Origin of the sequence: Urbifossiella limnaea (assembly GCF_007747215.1) — a bacterium.
Taxonomy (GTDB): Bacteria; Planctomycetota; Planctomycetia; order Gemmatales; family Gemmataceae; genus Urbifossiella; species Urbifossiella limnaea.
The window spans coordinates 6,287,508-6,305,177 of the sequence record NZ_CP036273.1 but is presented as its reverse complement, the minus strand read 5'-3'; the positions used below and the strand labels follow the sequence as shown (position 1 = coordinate 6,305,177).

Annotated in this window: 17 protein-coding genes; 9 read left to right on the top strand and 8 right to left on the bottom strand. The window is 71.5% G+C overall.

Annotation, left to right across the window (positions count from 1 at the left end; genetic code table 11):
• Positions 1-9 precede the first annotated feature (9 nt).
• The 3 genes from ETAA1_RS25665 to glgP all read left to right on the top strand — a co-directional run bounded on the left by ETAA1_RS25665 (position 10) and on the right by glgP (position 4,451).
• Complete coding sequence (locus ETAA1_RS25665; RefSeq protein ID WP_145243366.1) at positions 10-1,098, top strand: mannose-1-phosphate guanylyltransferase; 1,089 nt, start codon at positions 10-12, stop codon at positions 1,096-1,098.
• Entirely contained in the window at positions 1,095-1,661 is a 567-nt protein-coding gene (ruvX, locus tag ETAA1_RS25660) for a Holliday junction resolvase RuvX (RefSeq protein ID WP_145243364.1), read from the top strand. Before ETAA1_RS25665 ends, ruvX begins: the two co-directional genes overlap by 4 nt.
• Positions 1,662-1,871: 210 nt before the next feature.
• Entirely contained in the window at positions 1,872-4,451 is a 2,580-nt protein-coding gene (gene glgP, locus ETAA1_RS25655; RefSeq protein ID WP_145243362.1) for an alpha-glucan family phosphorylase, read from the top strand.
• A gap of 45 nt (positions 4,452-4,496) precedes the next feature.
• Here the strand turns inward: glgP and ETAA1_RS25650 are convergent, their stop codons facing one another.
• Together ETAA1_RS25650 and crcB are read right to left on the bottom strand one after the other, a co-directional pair.
• The gene (locus tag ETAA1_RS25650; protein ID WP_145243360.1) at positions 4,497-6,497 is read right to left on the bottom strand and encodes an NAD(+) synthase; all 2,001 of its coding nucleotides are present in this window, start codon (positions 6,495-6,497) and stop codon (positions 4,497-4,499) included.
• Positions 6,498-6,524: 27 nt separating this feature from the next.
• Complete coding sequence (gene crcB / locus ETAA1_RS25645) at positions 6,525-6,920, bottom strand: fluoride efflux transporter CrcB (protein WP_202920404.1); 396 nt, start codon at positions 6,918-6,920, stop codon at positions 6,525-6,527.
• Positions 6,921-7,024: 104 nt separating this feature from the next.
• Here crcB and fae point away from each other — a divergent pair, with 104 nt between their 5' ends.
• Together fae and ETAA1_RS25635 are read left to right on the top strand one after the other, a co-directional pair.
• Complete coding sequence (gene fae, locus ETAA1_RS25640) at positions 7,025-7,525, top strand: formaldehyde-activating enzyme (protein WP_145243358.1); 501 nt, start codon at positions 7,025-7,027, stop codon at positions 7,523-7,525.
• Positions 7,526-7,642: 117 nt separating this feature from the next.
• A complete protein-coding gene (locus tag ETAA1_RS25635) occupies positions 7,643-8,518 on the top strand; it encodes an NAD(P)-dependent methylenetetrahydromethanopterin dehydrogenase (protein ID WP_145243356.1) in 876 nt (291 codons plus the stop codon).
• Positions 8,519-8,595: 77 nt separating this feature from the next.
• Here ETAA1_RS25635 and ETAA1_RS25630 read toward each other — a convergent pair whose 3' ends face one another.
• The 6 genes from ETAA1_RS25630 to rpmB all read right to left on the bottom strand — a co-directional run bounded on the left by ETAA1_RS25630 (position 8,596) and on the right by rpmB (position 13,366).
• On the bottom strand, positions 8,596-9,858 hold the full coding sequence (locus ETAA1_RS25630) for a serpin family protein (RefSeq protein ID WP_145243354.1): 1,263 nt from the start codon (positions 9,856-9,858) through the stop codon (positions 8,596-8,598).
• A 192-nt stretch (positions 9,859-10,050) separates the two neighbouring features.
• Positions 10,051-10,362 carry a YegP family protein gene (locus ETAA1_RS25625; protein WP_202920403.1) on the bottom strand — a complete coding sequence of 104 codons (312 nt, stop codon included), beginning with the start codon at positions 10,360-10,362 and terminating at the stop codon, positions 10,051-10,053.
• An 89-nt stretch (positions 10,363-10,451) separates the two neighbouring features.
• Entirely contained in the window at positions 10,452-11,093 is a 642-nt protein-coding gene (locus ETAA1_RS25620) for a Uma2 family endonuclease (RefSeq protein ID WP_145243350.1), read from the bottom strand.
• 9 nt (positions 11,094-11,102) lie between these two features.
• The gene (gene gatA / locus ETAA1_RS25615) at positions 11,103-12,563 is read right to left on the bottom strand and encodes an Asp-tRNA(Asn)/Glu-tRNA(Gln) amidotransferase subunit GatA (protein WP_145243348.1); all 1,461 of its coding nucleotides are present in this window, start codon (positions 12,561-12,563) and stop codon (positions 11,103-11,105) included.
• Between the two features lie 171 nt (positions 12,564-12,734).
• A complete protein-coding gene (gatC, locus tag ETAA1_RS25610; protein ID WP_145243346.1) occupies positions 12,735-13,043 on the bottom strand; it encodes an Asp-tRNA(Asn)/Glu-tRNA(Gln) amidotransferase subunit GatC in 309 nt (102 codons plus the stop codon).
• 62 nt (positions 13,044-13,105) lie between these two features.
• A complete protein-coding gene (gene rpmB / locus ETAA1_RS25605) occupies positions 13,106-13,366 on the bottom strand; it encodes a 50S ribosomal protein L28 (protein ID WP_145243344.1) in 261 nt (86 codons plus the stop codon).
• Between the two features lie 165 nt (positions 13,367-13,531).
• Here rpmB and ETAA1_RS25600 point away from each other — a divergent pair, with 165 nt between their 5' ends.
• From ETAA1_RS25600 to ETAA1_RS25585, 4 genes are all read left to right on the top strand, one after another.
• Positions 13,532-14,656: a TlpA family protein disulfide reductase gene (locus ETAA1_RS25600; RefSeq protein ID WP_145243342.1), complete on the top strand. Its 1,125-nt coding sequence runs from the start codon at positions 13,532-13,534 to the stop codon at positions 14,654-14,656.
• 68 nt (positions 14,657-14,724) lie between these two features.
• Positions 14,725-16,182, top strand: a complete 1,458-nt coding sequence (gene pabB, locus ETAA1_RS25595; RefSeq protein ID WP_145243340.1) for an aminodeoxychorismate synthase component I — start codon at positions 14,725-14,727, stop codon at positions 16,180-16,182.
• Complete coding sequence (locus tag ETAA1_RS25590; RefSeq protein ID WP_145243338.1) at positions 16,179-16,739, top strand: DUF447 domain-containing protein; 561 nt, start codon at positions 16,179-16,181, stop codon at positions 16,737-16,739. Before pabB ends, ETAA1_RS25590 begins: the two co-directional genes overlap by 4 nt.
• Positions 16,736-17,668, top strand: coding sequence for a beta-RFAP synthase (locus tag ETAA1_RS25585; RefSeq protein WP_145243336.1), 933 nt, complete (start codon positions 16,736-16,738; stop codon positions 17,666-17,668). Before ETAA1_RS25590 ends, ETAA1_RS25585 begins: the two co-directional genes overlap by 4 nt.
• Positions 17,669-17,670 lie beyond the last annotated feature (2 nt).

Genomic DNA, 17,670 nt, shown 5'->3' with positions numbered 1-17,670 from the left:
CCACGCCCGATGCTCCACGCGATGATCATGGCCGGCGGCGGCGGCACCCGGTTCTGGCCGCGCAGCCGCGACCGCCGGCCCAAACAGTTCCTCTCCTTCGCCGGCGACCGCACCCTGCTGCAGGAAACGGTCGATCGCATCTCGGCGCAAGTGCCGCCTGAACGAACGTGGGTCCTCACCGGCGACGCCTACGTCGCCGACAGCGCGGCGCAGCTGCCGGAACTGCCGGCGAGCCACGTCATCGGCGAGCCGGCCCGCCGCGACACCGCCGCGTGCGTCGGCCTCGGCGCGGCGATCATCGCGAAGGACGACCCGGACGCGACCATCATCGTGATGCCGGCCGACCACGTCATCGAGCCCGTCGCCGAGTTCCACCGCGCCGTCCACGCCGCGGAGCAGCTGGCGAACGAGAACCCCACGTCGCTGCTGACGTTCGGCATCCCGCCGACGTTCCCCAGCACCGGCTACGGCTACATCGAACTCGCCGGCGGCGCGGGCACGCGGCAGGGCGTGCAGGCGTCGAAGGTGGCGGCGTTCGTCGAGAAGCCGGACGATGCGACGGCCGAGAGGTACGTCGTGGGCGGCCGGCACCTGTGGAACGCCGGCATCTTCGTGTGGAAGCCCGCGGCCGTGCTCGGCGAGCTGAGGGCGAACAAGCCGACGCTGCACGACACGGTACAGCGCATCGCCGCGGCGTGGGGCACGCCCGACTTCGACCGCGTGTTCCGCGCCGAGTACGCCGCCGCCGAGAAGGTGAGCATCGACTACGCGGTGATGCAGGACGCGGGAAAGGCCGGCAAGGTGCTGGTGCTCCACGCCCCGTACCAGTGGGACGACGTGGGGAGCTGGCTGGCGCTGGAGCGTCGCAACCCGCAGGACGCGGCGCGGAACACCGTACAGGGGCTGCACGTCGGCGTCGAGACGGGCGGCTGCGTGATCGTGTCGGACGCCGGGCACCTCGTCGGCACGCTGGGGGTGACGGATTTGATCATCATCCAGAACGGCGACGCGACGCTGGTGGCGTCGAAGGACCGTGAGGGCGAGGTGAAGAAGCTGGTGGACGCGATCCGCGCCCGCGGCCTGGAGCGCTACCTGTGACTGGGGGACTCAGGGACTCAGGGACTCAGGGACTCAGGGACTCAGGGACGGAGGAAGCGGGCTCGACTTCCGTCCCTGCGTCCCTGAGTCCCCCCGTCCCAAAGTCCCCGGGACGACTCCTGGGCTTCGACCCCGGCACCGTCCGGATCGGGCTGGCCGTGTCCGACCCCGACCGGCTCGTCGCGTCGCCGCTGGAGACGTACGTCGTCCGCGGGCCGGCGCTGGACGGACCGTACTTCGCCAAACTGGTCGCCGCCGAGCGGGTGGTGGGGGTGGTGGTCGGGCTACCACTCCACACGGGCGGCGAGGAGGGGATCAAGGCGAAGGAGTCGCGCGTGTTCGGCGCGTGGCTCGCGGGCGTGACCGGCCTTCCGGTGGTGTGGTGGGACGAGCGCTGCACGACGGCCGCGGCCGAGGACTTCCTGCGGCTGGCGAAGCTGAACCCGAAGCAGCGGAAGGAGCGCCGCGACCGCGTGGCGGCGCAGCTAATCCTGCAAGGCTACCTCGACGCCGGCTGCCCGCCGGAAGGGACCGTGGTCACGCCCCCGGAGCCGGCCCCGTAAGGGGTCCGGGGGAATCGAACGCTCCGAGCCCTTGCGGGGCCGACTTCGGGGACTATCCTGCTACTCCGCAACCACTTCCGCCGACACCGCAGTCCGAATTGAATCGCCGTTCCAGTCTCTCTAAACTACCCCAGTTCTACCGGACTGGTCGGCCCGGTTCGCGGGCCATCTCCCGACCGACCGGCTACCACGCGTTCTTCGGGGGTCTTCATGCCCGGTCGCTCGATCCGCACGTACACGGTCCTGCCCAGCATCCCGGAGCGTCTCAAGCCTCTCAACACGCTCGCCTACAACCTGTGGTGGTGCTGGAACGCCGACGCCGTCGCGCTGTTCCGCCGCGTCAACCCCGACCTGTTTGAGATGCTCGACCACAGCCCCATCCGGCTGCTGGCCGCCACGTCGCAGGACCGCCTCGTCGAACTGGAAGGGGACGACGGCTTCCTCGCGCACATGGACCGCGTCGCCGCGGCGCTCGACCACTACCTCAAGGCGCCGACCTGGTTCCGCGAGGCGCACGGGGCCACCGACGGCGACCTGAAGATCGCCTACTTCTCGGCCGAGTTCGGGATCCACGAGAGCGTGCCCGTGTACAGCGGCGGCCTCGGCGTCCTCGCCGGCGACCACCTCAAGAGCGCCAGCGACCTCGGCCTGCCGCTCGTCGGCGTCAGCCTCATGTACCGCGAGGGCTACTTCCGCCAGTACCTGAACGTGGACGGCTGGCAGCAGGAGCGCTACCCCGAGAACGACTTCTTCACCCTGCCGCTGATCCCGCAGCTGGACGCCGCCGGCAACCCCGTGCTGGTGTCGGTGCCGCTGCCGGGCCGCGAGCTGAAGCTGAAGATCTGGCACATCCAGGTCGGCCGGGTGCCGCTGTACCTGCTCGACGCCAACATCCCCGAGAACCGCCCCGAGGACCGCGCCATCACGGCGCAGCTGTACGGCGGCGACCACCACACCCGCATCCAGCAGGAGATCATCCTCGGCATCGGCGGCATCCGCGCCCTGCGGGCCGTCGGCGTGGTGCCCACCGTCGTCCACATGAACGAGGGGCACGCCGCGTTCGCCGCCCTGGAGCGCGTCCGCGTGGCGATGGAGGAGCACAAGCTCGACTTCGCGGCCGCCGCCGAGTTCGTCAAGGCCGGCACCTGCTTCACCACCCACACGCCGGTGCCCGCCGGCAACGACGCCTTCCCCGTCGTCATGATCGACGAGTACTTGGGCGGGTACATGGCCGCGATGGGCGTGGACCGCGCCGGCCTGCTCGCGCTCGGCCGCCAGCACCCGACCAACGACGGCGAGCCGTTCGGCATGACCGTGCTCGCGCTCAAGCTGGCCAACACCTCGAACGGCGTGAGCAAGCTGCACGGCAGCGTGTCCCGGAAGATGTGGCACGAAATCTGGCCGGGCCTGCCGGCCGACGAGGTGCCGATCTCCAGCATCACCAACGGCGTCCACACCCAGAGCTGGCTGTCGCCGGAGGTGGGTCAGCTGTACGACCGCTACCTCGCCGTGCAGTGGGAGGCGAAGCCGACGGATTACGCCGTGTGGAAGCGCGTCGAGCACATCCCCGACGCCGAGCTGTGGCGCACCCACGAGCGCGGCCGCGAGCGGCTCGTCGCCTTCGCGCGGCAGCGGCTGAAGGCGCAGCTGAAGCGCCGCGGCTCGCCGCCGAGCGAGGTGGACGCCGCCGACGAGGTGCTCGACCCGGACGCGTTGACGATCGGGTTCGCCCGCCGGTTCGCCACGTACAAGCGCGGCGACCTGATCTTCCGGAACATCGAGCGGATCGTGAAGCTGGTCAACGACAAGGACCGGCCGGTGCAGTTCATCTTCAGCGGCAAGGCCCACCCGAAGGACCAGGGCGGCAAGGAGCTGATCGCCCGCGTCGTGCAGATGGCCCGCCGCTCGGAGCTGCGGCGGCGGGTCGTGTTCCTCGAAGACTACGACATGAACGTCGCCCGGTACCTCGTCCAGGGCGTGGACGTGTGGCTGAACAACCCGCGCCGGCCGCTCGAAGCCTCGGGCACCAGCGGCATGAAGGTGCCGGTGAACGGCGGGCTGAACCTGAGCATCCTCGACGGGTGGTGGGTGGAGGGGTACGACGGCGACAACGGCTGGGCGATCGGCGCCGGCGAGGAGTACACGGACCTGGCGTACCAGGACGAGGTGGAGAGCCGCAGCCTGTACGACCAGATCGAGCAGGACGTGGTGCCGCTGTTCTACACCCGCGGGGCGGACGGCCTGCCGCGCGGCTGGATCCGGCGGATGAAGCGGTCGATCATGACGTGCGTGCCGGTGTTCAACACGAACCGGATGGTGGAGGAGTACGCCGAGCGGTGCTACCTGCCGAGCCACCGCCGGTACGCCAAGCTGGGGGCGAACCACCTGACGGCGGCGAAGGCGTTGGCCGGGTGGCGGAAGCGCGTCGGCGGCGACTGGGGCCAGGTGCGGGTGGAGGGCGTGGAGGCGCCGGCGGGGGCGACGCACCGCGTCGGCGGCGCGTTCCCGGTGACGGTGCGGGTGCAGCTGGGGTCGTTCCACCCGGACGACGTGGAGGTGCAGCTGTGCTACGGCGTGCTGGGCGCGCTGGGCGAGATCACCGAGCCGCGGGCGATGGCGCTGCTGCCGGAGGGGTCGTTCTCGAAGAACGGCTCGGGGGCGGGCCTGGTGACGTACGCCGGGAAGGTGCCGTGCTCGGCGAGCGGGCAGTTCGGGTTCGGGGTGCGGGTGCTGCCGAAGCACGCCGACCTGCCGCACCTGTTCGAGCCCGGCCTGGTGACGTGGGGGTAAGCAAGTCCGGCGAGCCGGGGGCGTCCGCCCCCGGCTCGCCGGGCGTCACGCCGACTCCGCGGCCGCCAGCCACGCCCGCGCCGCGGCGTCGCTCGGCATCCGCCAGTCGCCGCGCGGCGACAGGCTCACCGACCCCACCTTCGGCCCGTCCGGCAGGCAGCTCCGCTTGAACTGGCTCGCGAAGAACCGCCGCAGGAACACCACCAGCCACGCCTTCACCTCCGCCGCCGTGTAGGGCCGCGAGAAGCGCGCGTGCCGCGCCAGGAACAGCACCTTCGCCGGCTCCGCGCCCCACCGCAGCAGGTGGTACAGGAAGAAGTCCACCAGCTCGTACGGGCCGACCGTCGCCTCCGTCGGCTGCGTCGCCGTGCCGTCCGCGGCCACGGGCAGCAGCTCGGGCGAGATCTCGGTGCCGACCACGTCGTGAAGGGTGCCGCGGGTGGCGCCGTCGAACTCGTGGTCGGCGGCCCAGCCGACCAGGAACTTGACCAGCGTCTTGGGGACGCTCACGTTCGGGTTGTACATGCTCATGTGGTCGGCGTTGTAGGTACACCACCCGAGCGCCAGCTCCGACAGGTCGCCGGTGCCGACCACGAACCCGGCGTTCATCAGCAGGCTGGTGCGGACGCGGGCCTGCACGTTCTCGAAGACCAGGTCGTTCCGCCGGTCCGCGGGGAGGTGGCGCAGCTTCTCGCCGAGCGTCTCGACGGTTTCCCCCGCCAGCGGCAGGCCGAACGGGGCGTGGCCGAGGGCCCGCATCTGCTCCAGGCACAGGCCGCGGATGTCGGCCTCCCGCACGCCCACGCCGAGCGCCGCCATCAGGGCGCGGGCGTTCGCCAGGGTGCGACCGGTGGTGCCGAAGCCCGGCATCGTCAGCGCCCGGATGCCGCCGCGCGGGCGGCCGAGGGCGTCAAACGTCTTGCACGCCACGAGCAGGGCGAGCGTCGAGTCGAGGCCGCCGGACACGCCGATCGACACGGCCTGCGTGTCGGACGCGGTGAGGCGCTTGGCGAGGCCCGCGACCTGGGTGTGGAAGATTTCGTCGCACCGCTCGTGGAGCGTGGCCGGGTCTTTGGGCACGAACGGAGCCGCGTCCACGAACCGCCGCAGGTCCGGGGTGCGCGGCGCCGGGTCGAGCGCGAACGACACGCGGCGCACCAGCCGGGCGTGGTCGCGGCGGCTGTCGTTGAACGTGTTCGTCTGGACGCGGTCGTGCCGGAGGTGGTCGAGGTCGAGGTCGGCGACGGTGAGGGAGCCGTCGCGCCGGAACCGCGGCGCTTCCGCGAGGACGGCGCCGTTCTCGGCGATGACGTTTTGCCCGCCGAAGACGAGGTCCGTGGTGGACTCGCCGACGCCGGCGGCGGCGTAGATGTACGCCGCGAGGCAGCGGCCGCTCTGGCAGCCGATCAGCTGCTTGCGGTAGCCGGCCTTGCCGATCGCCTCGTTGCTGGCCGACAGGTTCGCCAGCACCGTCGCCCCGGCCAGAGCGAGGTGGCAGCTCGGGGGCACCGGCACCCACAGGTCTTCGCACACCTCGACGCCGAGCACGAAGTCGGGGACGTTCTCGCACACGAAGAGCAGGTCGGTGCCGAACGGGGCGTGCCGGCCCGCGACGGCCGCGTACTTCGACACGGCGTTCGCGGCCGGGCTGTAGTAGCGGGCGTCGTAGAACTCCTTGTAGTTCGGCAGGTACGCCTTCGGCACGACGCCGAGGACGCTGCCGCCGTTGAGCACGGCGGCGCAGTTGAACAGCTGCCCGTCGAGCACGACCGGCAGCCCGACGACGGCGACGCCGCGGAAGCCGGATTCGGTGAAGGCGAGGACTTCCGCCAGTGCCTCGTCGGCGGCCCGGGGCAGGGTGCGGGTGTGGAACAGGTCGCCGCAGGTGTAGCCGGTCAGGCCCATCTCGGGGAAGACGACGAGGCTCACGCCCCGGGCCTCGGCCTCCGCCAGCAGCGCGATCGTGTGGCGGGCGTTGGCCGCCGGGTCGGCGACGACGAGCTCCGGCGTGGCGGCGGCGGCGCGGAGGAAGCCGTGGGAGGTCATGCGCGAGGTCTCGAGGTTACCGTCAGTCTATCGCCCCGCCCGCATCGCCAGCGCCGCGGCGCCGAGCCCGGCCAGCACCGAGCCCAGCACGTACACCACGGCCGCCCCAATCCGCTCCTCGCGGATGAGGTCCAGCGCCTCGACGCTGAACGTCGAGAAGGTGGTGAACCCGCCGCAGAAGCCGGTGCCGAGCAGGAGGTACCAAGCCCGCCGGCCCGGGTCGGCACTTCCCAGGCACGCCGCCGCCAGGAACCCCAGCAGCGCCGACCCCGTCACGTTGATGACGCACGTGCCCCACGGGAAGCTGACGCCGCCGTGCCGCAGCTGCCACTCGGCGACCCACCGGCCGAGGTAGAAGCGGGCGTTCGCGCCCGCCCCGCCGCCGACGGCCAGGAGCACCACCGGGTGAGTCAGCCAATCCACGGTGCGCCTCCGGGTTTGCGGTTGCCGTCCGCAGCCGTGGAAGTAAACCTACGCCAGCGACCAACCGTGACACCCCCGTTCCCCCGCCCCGGAGGCGCCTCCCCATGTCCGTGATGTACGTCGGCGAAGGCTTGGTCATCGAAGGCAGCGACCTGGACAACGTCGCCCACATCGACCTGCTCATCGGGCCGAAGGACGGCCCGGTCGGGACGGCGTTCGCCAACGCCCTGTCCAACCAGAGCGCCGGCCACACCAACCTGCTGGCGGTCGTGTCGCCGAACATCGTGTGCAAGCCGGCCACGGTGATGATCACGAAGGTGACGCTCAAGGGCGGCAAGCAGGTGATGCAGATGTTCGGCCCTGCCCAGGCCGCGGTCGCCCGGGCAGTCGTGGACAGCGTGGTCGATGGCACCCTGCCGAAGGACAAGGCCGAGGACTGGGTGATCGTGTGCGGCGTGTTCATCGCCGGGTCGGCGAACAGCAACGCCAAGATCTACAAGAACAACTACGAGGCCACCAAGCTGGCCATCAAGCACGCCATGGCCAAGACCCCGACCATCGACGAGATCATCGCCAAGAAGGAAACCAAGCACCCGTTCGAGTGACACCGGACCCGGCGAGCGGCCGGCGTGAGGCGGCTGTTTCTTGAAGCGCCAGCGGCGCTTCAAGAAACAGCCGCCTCACGCCGGCCGCTCGCCTTCCCCTCACACCACCACGTCCCGATGTCCGACAAAGCCACCATCCTCCTCCAACTGGACACCGACCCGCTCCCGAGCGTGTTCGACCGCGTCGTCGCCGTCGACGCCGGAGTGCAGCACCTGTTCACCTACGGCGGCGTGAAGCCCGAGAACGTGATGCCGCTGGTCCACGGGTGCATCTTCACCCGCGGCCCCAAAGACCTGCATCGCACGGCGATCTTCGTCGGCGGCTCGGACGTGGCGGCCGGTGAGGCGGTGCTCGCGGAGGTACGCAAGCACCTCATCCCGCAGTACGGCATGACCGTGTCCGTGATGCTCGACTCGAACGGCGCCAACACGACGGCCGCCGCCGCCGTCCGCGCCGCCGGCCGGCACGTCGATCTGGAGCAGACGAAGTCGTTGGTACTCGGCGGCACCGGGCCGGTGGGGCAGCGCGTCGCGCAACTGCTGGCCGGGCACGGCGGCCACGTCCGCATCGGCTCGCGGACGAAGGACAAGGCCGAGGCGGTGTGCGAGGCGATCCGCCGGCACGTGCCGAAGGCGCGCGTCGAGGCGGTGGCGGTGGGCTCCAGTTCGGACGGCCCGCGGGCGCTGGAGGGTCGCGGGCTGGTGGTGGCGGCCGGCGCGGCGGGGGCGGTGCTGCTGCCGAAGAAGCTGCGCGACGCGGCCCGGGACCTGCGCGTGGTGATCGACCTGAACGCGGTGCCGCCGGCCGGCATCGAGGGCGTGGAGGTCGGCGACCGCGGCAAGGAGCGCGACGGGGTGGTCTGCTACGGCGCGATCGGCGTCGGCGACACGAAGATGAAAGCGCACAAGGCGGCGGTGCGGAGCCTGTTCGAGTCGAACGCCGCGGTGCTGGACGTGGATGCGATCTACCAGATCGCGCTGAAGCTGCCGTAGCCGCGGCGGCGCGAAGCCGCAAGCGGCAACTCGGGTGGTTACGTTGCGGCTTCGCGCGCCGCCGCCGCGAGCGGCGGTTACGGGCTCACCACCCGCCCGGCGAACAGCACCGTCCCCTTGTGCGTGTCGCGGATCAGGTAGGCGAACGGCCGGTCCGCCCGGAACACCTTCGGCCGCGGCGGTGGCGGGCTCGGCGCGTTGTTCACCACTGCCGTCGCCGCCGCGGCTTCCGTCCCCTCCTCGGTCACGTCCACGAATGCCTGGTGGACCACGTTCGCCACGAAGATCGGCTCCTCCGGCTTGCCCGCCAGCATCCGCCCGAAGTCGGCCGACGCCGGGCTCAGCGCGTCCACCACGCCCATGTCGCGCAGCAGCGGGAGCGGTTGCGCCCGCAGCGTGTGCTTGAACTTCGGCAGCGTCACCCGCACCAGCTCGCGGCTCAGCGTCGCGTCCCACCCCTTCAGCGCTTCGGCCGTCAGCTTCGGCTCGCCGCTCGCGGGAAGGATCACCAGCATCGACAACTCGCCGCCGCGGTACGGCAGCTCCACCACCTGCACGCCGCCGCCCTCGGCGTAGCGGAAGTGGGCCTCCACGGTCATCAGCGGCGCCTGCACCTTGCCCGTCGGCGTGGTGAACGGCTGCGGCCGCGTCGCGTGCTTCGGGAAGGCGTCGGTCCACTTGCCGTCGAAGTACACGGCGTTGGTGAGGACCATGCGGGTACTGTCGGTGACGTGGGGCGGCTGGAGCAGGTCCGGGATGCGCGTCCGGGTCTGCTCCGACACCCAGGCGTTGATGCGGGCGCGCTCCTCGGCGGGCCTGGCGCGGAAGTCGGCGTCGCGGAAGCCGCCGCCGAAGCGCTCGGCGGCCAGCGCCTTCCACTCGGGCCGCCACGGGTAGCCGGCCTGGCCCCACACCGCGTTGGCGACGGCGAGGGTGAAGTCGGGCCGCGGCCGGGCGTAGTAGCGGCCGAGGTCGCCGGCCGCGGCGGGGCCGCCGTCGCCGGGCGGGAGCCGCAGCGCCTTCGCCAGCTGGTCGCGGGTGGCGCCGACGGCGCCGGTGGCGGTGAGGGCCAGCGCCGCGTGGATGCTGTACGGCGAGACGAAGACGTTCCCCTTCTCCGCGGCGGTTAGGCGGGCGTACAGGTCGAGGGCGAATGCGACCTCGCCGTCGGCCGCGGCCTGGAGGGCGTCGGTCCACGGCACCGCGGGGGCGGCGTCGGCCGAACCGGTCCCGCTTCCGGACCGGACGGCCGCGCCGCCCTTCGGTGTGGCGGTGGTGCTGCCGAGCTGCCCGCACCCGACCGCGGCCGCGACGGCGACCGCCAGACACCCGTAACGCATGAGAGATCCTCCCGCTCGTGCGGGGAATCCTACCCGGCGGCGGGCGGGCGTGAAGCGCGGGACGTGGGGGTGGTTACGGGGGCGTTACAGACGTGGAGTTGCGCGAGCGCTTACGAGCCGGCCCCATCTGGGGTCGGAACGCCCGGCGTACGGCGCGCTCCGACCCCAGACGCGGCCGGCTCCCAGGCTCGACTACTTGCTCTTGCCGTACTCGATCTTGGCGCTGCCGAGCGCGGCCTTGAGGGCGTCCACGGCCTTCGCCGCGTCTTCTTTGGTGGCGTACCCGGTGGCGCTGCCGCCGAGGTACTTCCCCTCCGCGTCGCGGACGGTGAACCGGAACTTGCCGTCCTTGCTCTCGTTGATTTCGATCGTGCCGCCCTTGGCGGGTGCGGTCTTGGTGTCCTTCTTGGTGTCCTTCTTGTCCTGGGCGGTGGTCACGCCGCCGGTGCCGGCCAGGCCGACGACCAGGGCCGCGGCGCACAGGCCGCTGAGCAGCTTTGTCACGGATACACTCCTCGGGAGGGGAACGGGCGGAGCGAGTCGACGCCCGGGGCGATTATCGCGCCCCGCCCGACCGCCGGCAAGGAAAAGGATTAGCCGGCTACGGGTGGGAACAGGCGCTCGACCGGGACGGTGAACCCGGGGAGGAGCGGCGTGGTGAGGGTGTCGGCCGGGCCGAGCACCACCGGCGCAGCGCCAGGCGTGTGGACGGCGACCGTCCGGTCGTCGGGGTCGGCCACCCAGACCGCCTTCACCCCGGCCGCGAGGTACTCCCCGACCTTCGCCACGACTTCCGGGCCGGTGTCGTTCTTGCTCCGCACCTCGACCACGATCTCGGGGACGGTTTCGAGATAGCCCTCGGGCGACAGCCGGGCGGGAAGCGACGCCCGCAGCAGGAACACGGCGTCGGGTCCGGCCACCCGATCCGGGTTGCGGCGGAGGATGACCCCGACCTCGTCGCCGACCTCACCCAGGCCAGGGACTTCGCACTGGGCGTGCAACTCGATCACGAACCGCGCGGCCGCCCGGCCGTGTCGGTAGCCCGGCGGGGACATGAGGATTGGCACTCCGTCCAGAAGTTCCCAGGACACACTGCCGGACGGGAGATCGGCCGGGAGGGCCGCCAAGTCTGCGACGGTGAGCAACCGGCCCCGAGGGGCCGCGAGAGGACCAGGCGCAACCGGCAACGCGACTGGGCCGACAGCCGGCGGCGGCAACAAGGTGGCGGTACTCATTCTGCGATTCTACACCGCCGGCCGGCGGGTGTGCCAGTCGGTCGCGGCCTCGTACATCCGCGCCGCCCGCAGCATGCGCTCCTCCTCGAAGGGCGGGCACAGCAGCTGCAACCCGATCGGCAGCTTGTCCTTCGTGAACCCGCACGGGATGCTCACGCCCGGGATGCCGGCCAGGTTGCACGACACCGTGTACACGTCCGACAGGTACATCGCCAGCGGGTCGCCCGACTTCTCGCCGGCCTTGAACGCCGCCGTCGGCGTCGTCGGCCCCATCACCACGTCACACTTCTCGAACGCCTCGTCGTAGTCCTTCTTCACCAGGCGCCGCACCTTCAGCGCCTTCACGTAGTACGCGTCCTTGTAGCCGCTGGAGAGCACGTACGTGCCGATCATGATCCGCCGCTGCACTTCGGGGCCGAACCCCTCGCCGCGGCTCTTGCTGTACGTCGCAATCAGGTCGGCCTTCTCCTTCGTGCGGTGGCCGTAGTGCATGCCGTCGAACCGCGCCAGGTTGCTCGACGCCTCCGCCGGCGCCACGATGTAGTACGCCGCCAGCGCGTACGGGCTGTGCGGCAGCGACACGTCCACGAGCTTCGCCCCGCGCTTCTCGTACTCCATCAGCGCGGCGCGGACGGCGCCCTCCACCTCCGAATCGAGCCCCTCGCCGAAGAACTCCTTCGGCACGCCGATGCGCAGCCCGGCGATGGGGTCGTTGAGCGTCTTCGTGTACGCCGGCACCGGCGTGTCGATGCTGGTGCTGTCGCGGCCGTCGTGGCCGGACACCACCTCCATCATCAGGGCGCAGTCGGTCACGTCGTGGGTGAACGGGCCGACCTGGTCGAGCGAGCTGGCGAACGCGATCAGGCCGTACCGCGACACGCGGCCGTAGGTCGGCTTGATGCCGACGATGCCGCACAGCGCCGCCGGCTGGCGGATCGAGCCGCCGGTGTCGGTGCCCAGACTCAGCGGCGCCTGACAGCCGGCGACCGCGGCCGCGCTGCCGCCGGACGAGCCGCCGGGGATGCGCGACACGTCCCACGGGTTGCGGCTCGTCTGGTACGCGCTGTTCTCGGTGGACGAGCCCATCGCGAACTCGTCCATGTTCGTCTTGCCGAGGATGACGGCGTCCTCGGCCCGCAGCCGCTCGACGACGTGGGCGTCGTAGGGGGGCACGAAGCCGTCGAGAATTTTGCTCGAACAGGTGGTGCGCATCCCCTTCGTGCAGAGCACGTCCTTCACCGCGACGGGCACGCCGGCGAGCTTGCCGAGCGGCTGACCCGCGGCGCGCTTGGCGTCGACGGCGGCGGCCTGCTTGCGGACGTCGGCCTCGTCGACCGTCATGAAGGACTTGAGCTTCGGCTCGCGGTCGCGGACGGCGGCGAGGAAGGCGTCGGCGACCTCGGCGGCGCTGGCCTGCTTCGCGGCCTGGAGGGCGAGCAGCTCCGCGGCGGTCTTCTCGATCAGGCTCATGGCGATGCTCGCGGGGATGAAGGCGGATTAGCCACAGAGTCACAGAGGGCACAGAGAGGAAGACAGAAAACCGAGAGGAGACAAATCGTTGAATTGTCCGGTCTCTGCCTTCCGTCTTTCTCTCTGTGCCCTCTGTGACTCTGTGGCTAATCCCGCCTTCTGCTTCCTGTCCTAATGGCTCACCGGCTCATCCGAGTCGAACACGGCCGGGACGCCGAAGTAGTCGCCGAGCCGGGTGGGGGCGTTCCGTAGCGCCTCGGCCACCGGCAGCGACGGCCGCGGTTCGTCCGGCCGGAACACGTTCTGCACCGGCAGCGGGTGGGCCAGCGGCTCGACGCCGTCGGTGTTCAGCTGCTGCAGCTGATCGACGTAGTCGAGAATAGCGGAGAGTTGGGTCTGCATCCGGCCGAGGTCGGCCTCGGTCATCTCCAGCCGGGCCAGCTTGGCGACCTTGCGGACCTGGTCGAGCGTCAGGGACATGGCGCGCAGCCGGGGACAGGGGCGGAACGCCCGGGAACCGCCGTCCCCGGGCCGTCGGGGCGTCAGACGTTGATGGTGCTGAACGGCTGAACCTTGACCGGCTTGACGACCAGCCCGCTGCGGATGGCCGCGGCCGACACCCACACCCGCTTCACCTCGCCGTCGATGACGCACTTCACCTTCTGCAGGTTCGGCTTGAACTTCCGCCGGCTGGTGCCGGTGATCTTCTTGCCGACGCCGCCGAGGTACTTGGCCTTACCGCGGTAGGTCTTCTGGTTGCCGAACCCGACCACCCGGCCGGTGAACACGCACGTCTTGCTCATGGCATGGCCCTACTACTGGCGACCGCCCGGGGCGGGTCGGAACTCGTACCATAGGGCGCGGCCCGCGGGGCGGCAAGCAACCCGCGCGCGCCGAAGCGAATAACCCTTCCCCGCGGCCGTCTAGCGTAGTAGCCTGAGTCGGTCCCCCGCCCCCGAGGTTCCCCCATGCGTCTGGCCCTCGCCGCCGCGCTCGTTTGCGCCTGCGGCCTGTTTACCGCTCACGCCCAGGACGCCAAGGACGGCCCCGCCGACCCCGCCCGCGTCGGCAAGTCCCGGGACATCCAGAAGGCGTTCGACGAGGAGTTCGGCGGCCTCAACAAGAAGTTCCAGGCGGCCAAGAACCGCGAGGAGCAGAACGCCGTCCGCACCGAGGCCAAGGAGCTCGCCACCCTCACCGCCGGCAAGCTCGCCAAGCTCGTCGCCGAGAACCCGAAGGACGCCGTCGCCTTCGACGCCGCCAAGTTCGGCCTCACCCGGCTCAGCATGTTCGGCACGTCCGGCCCGGACATGGACAAGCTCGCCGCCGCGATCACCGACCACCACCTCAACAACCCGCAGCTGACCGACCTGGTCATGACCGCCCCGCGGATGGGCCCGGCCGGCGAGAAGCTGCTCAAGGCCGTCGTCGAGAAGTCCACCGACAAGAAGGCCAAGGGCACGGCGATGTACTTCCTCGGCAGCGCGCTGGCCGAGCAGGCCGACGACGCCCCGACCGAGAAGGCCGCGACCGAGCTGACGACCAAGGCCATCGACTACCTGGAGAAGGCCGCCAAGGACGCCGGCGACGTCCGCCTCGGGCCGAACACCATCGCCAAGATGGCCGGCGACGACTTGACCGCGCTGAAGACGCTCGGCATCGGCAAGACGGCCCCGGACGTGACCGGCGTGGGGCTGAAGGACGAGAAGACGAAGCTGAGCAGCCTGAAGGGGAAGGTCGTTCTGCTGGACATCTGGGCGACGTGGTGCGGGCCGTGCCGGGCGATGATCCCGCACGAGCGCGAGCTGGTGAAGCGGCTCGAGGGCAAGGCGTTCGCGCTGGTCAGCATCTCGGCCGACGACAAGAAGGAGACGCTGACGGAGTTCCTGAAGACGGAGCCGATGCCGTGGACCCACTGGTGGGCCGGCGGCGAGAGCGACCTGCTGCGGACGTTCCGGGTGCGGGCGTTCCCGACGCTGTACCTGATCGACGCCCGCGGCGTGATCCGCAAGAAGTGGGTCGGCTCGCCGGCCAACGACGTACTCGACCGCGAGATCGACGCGCTGGTCCGCGAGGCCGGCAGCACGAACTAGTTCCGCTGCCGCTTGCGGCTTCGCGCTTCCCCGCGCGAAGCCGCGAGCGGCCCTGCTATACTCCCCTCATGGACGCGCCGCTGGTGTTCGACGCGGTGCCGGTGCCGACCGCGGCCGGCGAGCCGCTCGTGGTCGAGCTCGTCCCCGCCCCCGACCCGTGGGCCGTTGCCCGCCGGCTGGCGCACCTCCCGCACCTCCTGTTCCTCGACTCCGCCGAACAGCACGCCGACCGCGGCCGCTACTCCTACGTCGCCGCCGACCCGATCGACCGGCTCATCCGTCCCGTCGGCAACCGGCGGTGCAACCCGTTCTTCGACGACCGCTTCAACTGTCTCCCCGTCGAACGGCCGACGGCCGCGGAACTGCCGCCGTTCCTCGGCGGGTGGGCGGGGCTGTTCGGGTACGGCCTCGGCCGCGCGGTCGACCGCCAGCCGCGCCCCCGGCTCGACGACTTCGGCGCCCCTGACCTGGCGCTCGCCACCTACGACTGGGTCGTCAGCTTCGACCACGCCCGGAACCGCGCCTGGCTCGTCTCGACGGGGGTGGTCGCGGAAGACGAGTACCCTCACGAGCGACTCGGGCGGGCCGAACGGCGCATGGGGCGGGCGCTGGACGCCCTCCGCGCCGCAGAACCCCCGGGTGGGGTCACGAATCGGCTCGGCCCGCCGGAACTCGCGCCGCAGTACCCGCTGCCCGGCTTCCCCGGCGTCACCAGCAACTTCAGCCGCGACGGCTACATCGCCGCCGTCGCCCGCGCCGTCGAGTACGTCCACGCCGGCGACTGCTTCCAGGTGAATCTGAGCCAGCGGCTCCTCGCGCCGCTCCGCGAACACCCGCTCGACCTGTACGCCCGCCTCCGCACGCTCAACCCCGCGCCGTTCGCCGGGTACTTCGACCTCGGCGAGTTCCAACTCCTCAGCGCGTCGCCGGAACGGTTCTTGCGGTGCCACCCGGACGGGTCCGTCGAGACGCGGCCGATCAAGGGCACCCGCCCGCGCGGCCGCACGCCGGAGGACGACGCCGCCCAGCTTCGCGACCTCGTCGCCAACCCGAAGGACCGGGCCGAGAACGTCATGATCGTGGACCTCCTCCGCAACGACCTCGGCCGCGTCTGCGAGTTCGGCTCCGTCACCGTGCCGCGCGTGTGCGAGCCCGAAACGTTCCGCTTCGTCCACCACCTCGTCTCCGAAGTGCGCGGCAAGCTGCGGCCCGGCACGGGGCCGTTCGACCTGCTGGCGGCGGCGTTCCCCGGCGGGTCGGTGACGGGGGCGCCGAAGGTGCGGGCGATGGAGATCATCGCCGAGCTGGAGCCGACGGCGCGGGGGCCGTACTGCGGGGCGCTGGGGTGGGTCGGGTTCGACGGGGCGATGGACACCAATATCCTGATCCGGACGTTCACCGCCGGCCGCGGCTGGGTGCAGTTCCCCGTCGGCGGCGGGATCGTGGCCGACTCCGACCCGCGCCGCGAGTACGAGGAAACGCTGGTGAAGGCGGCCGGGCTGTTGAAGGCGCTGAACCCCACATGATCCTCGAAGGGCTCGTCACCACCCGCGCCGCCGACGGCTCGCCTCACCTGGCCCCGATGGGGCCGCGGGTGGCGCCGGACTTCGCCCGCTTCACCCTCTGCCCGTTCCCGACCTCGGGCACCTACCGCAACCTCGTCGCCCACCCGGAAGGCGTCCTCCACGTGACCGACGACGCCCTCCTGATCGCCCGTGCCGCCCTCGGCGCCGCCGAGTTGCCGCCCGTGCGCCCGGCGTCGAAGGTGGCCGGCTTCGTCCTTGCCGACTGCTGCCGGCACTACGAGTTCGTCGTGAAGAGCGTTGACGACAGCGGCGAGCGGGTGACCATCGAGGCGGAGGTGGTGCATAGCGAGCGGCACCGCGACTTCTGGGGCTTCAACCGGGCGAAACACGCGGTCGTGGAGGCGGCCATCCTGGCGACGCGGCTGCACCTCCTGCCGCGCGATGAGGTGGCGGCGGAGTTTCGGAAGCTGCGGGTGATAGTGGGCAAGACCGGCGGCGCGGCCGAGCACGCGGCGATGGACTTCCTGGACGCGCGGCTCGCGGAGGCGCCCCGATGACGCGGGTGACCGCCCCGAGCCGGCTCCACTTCGGCCTGTTCCACGTCCCCGCCGGCGGCGACCCCGCACCCGCTCGCGCGTTCGGGGGCGTCGGCCTGCTCATCGACCAACCCGGCGTCGTCGTCTCCGCCCGGCCGTCGGACTCGTGGCAGTTCGAGGGGCCGCTCGCCAGCCGGGCGCAGGTGTTCGCACACCGCTTCCTCGCCGGCCGGCCCGACGTGCGGCCGCTCCAGGTACTCGTCGAGCGCACCCCGCCCGAGCACGCCGGCCTCGGCGTCGGCACGCAACTCGGATTGGCCGTGGCGAAGGCGCTGGCCGTCGAAGCCGGGGACCCCGACCCGACGGCCACGGAGTTGGCGGTATGCGTCGGCCGCGGCGAGCGGTCGGCGATCGGCGTCCACGGGTTCGACCGCGGCGGGCTGATCGTGGAACCCGGCAAGGCGCCCGGGGAAGCCGTGTCGCCGCTCCTGACGCGAGTGCTACTCCCCGAGGCGTGGCGCGTCGCGGTGCTGCTGCCGAACGTGAGCGCGGTGTGGCACGGCGGCCGCGAGCGTGAGGCGTTCGCCGCCGCCCGCCCGTCCGGCCTCACGGACGTGCTGTGCCGCATCGCGCTGTTGGGAATGCTGCCCGCGGCGGTGGCCGGCGACCTGGACGGGTTCGGCGACGCGGTGTACGAGTTTAACCGCCGGGCCGGCGAGCCGTTCGCCGCCGCGCAGGGCGGCGCCTACGCCGACCCCGCGGTGGCGGCGCTGGTGGACGCGTTGCGCAGCCGCGGGGTGAGGGGCGTGGGGCAGAGTTCGTGGGGGCCGTCGGTGTTCGCGGTGGTGGGCTCGGCGGACGAGGCGGCGCGGCTGGCAACGACGCTGCCCGGCGGCGTCCGCGGCTGGGTGGCGCGGGCGTCGGCCGGGCACGTCGTCGAGCGGGGTTGAGC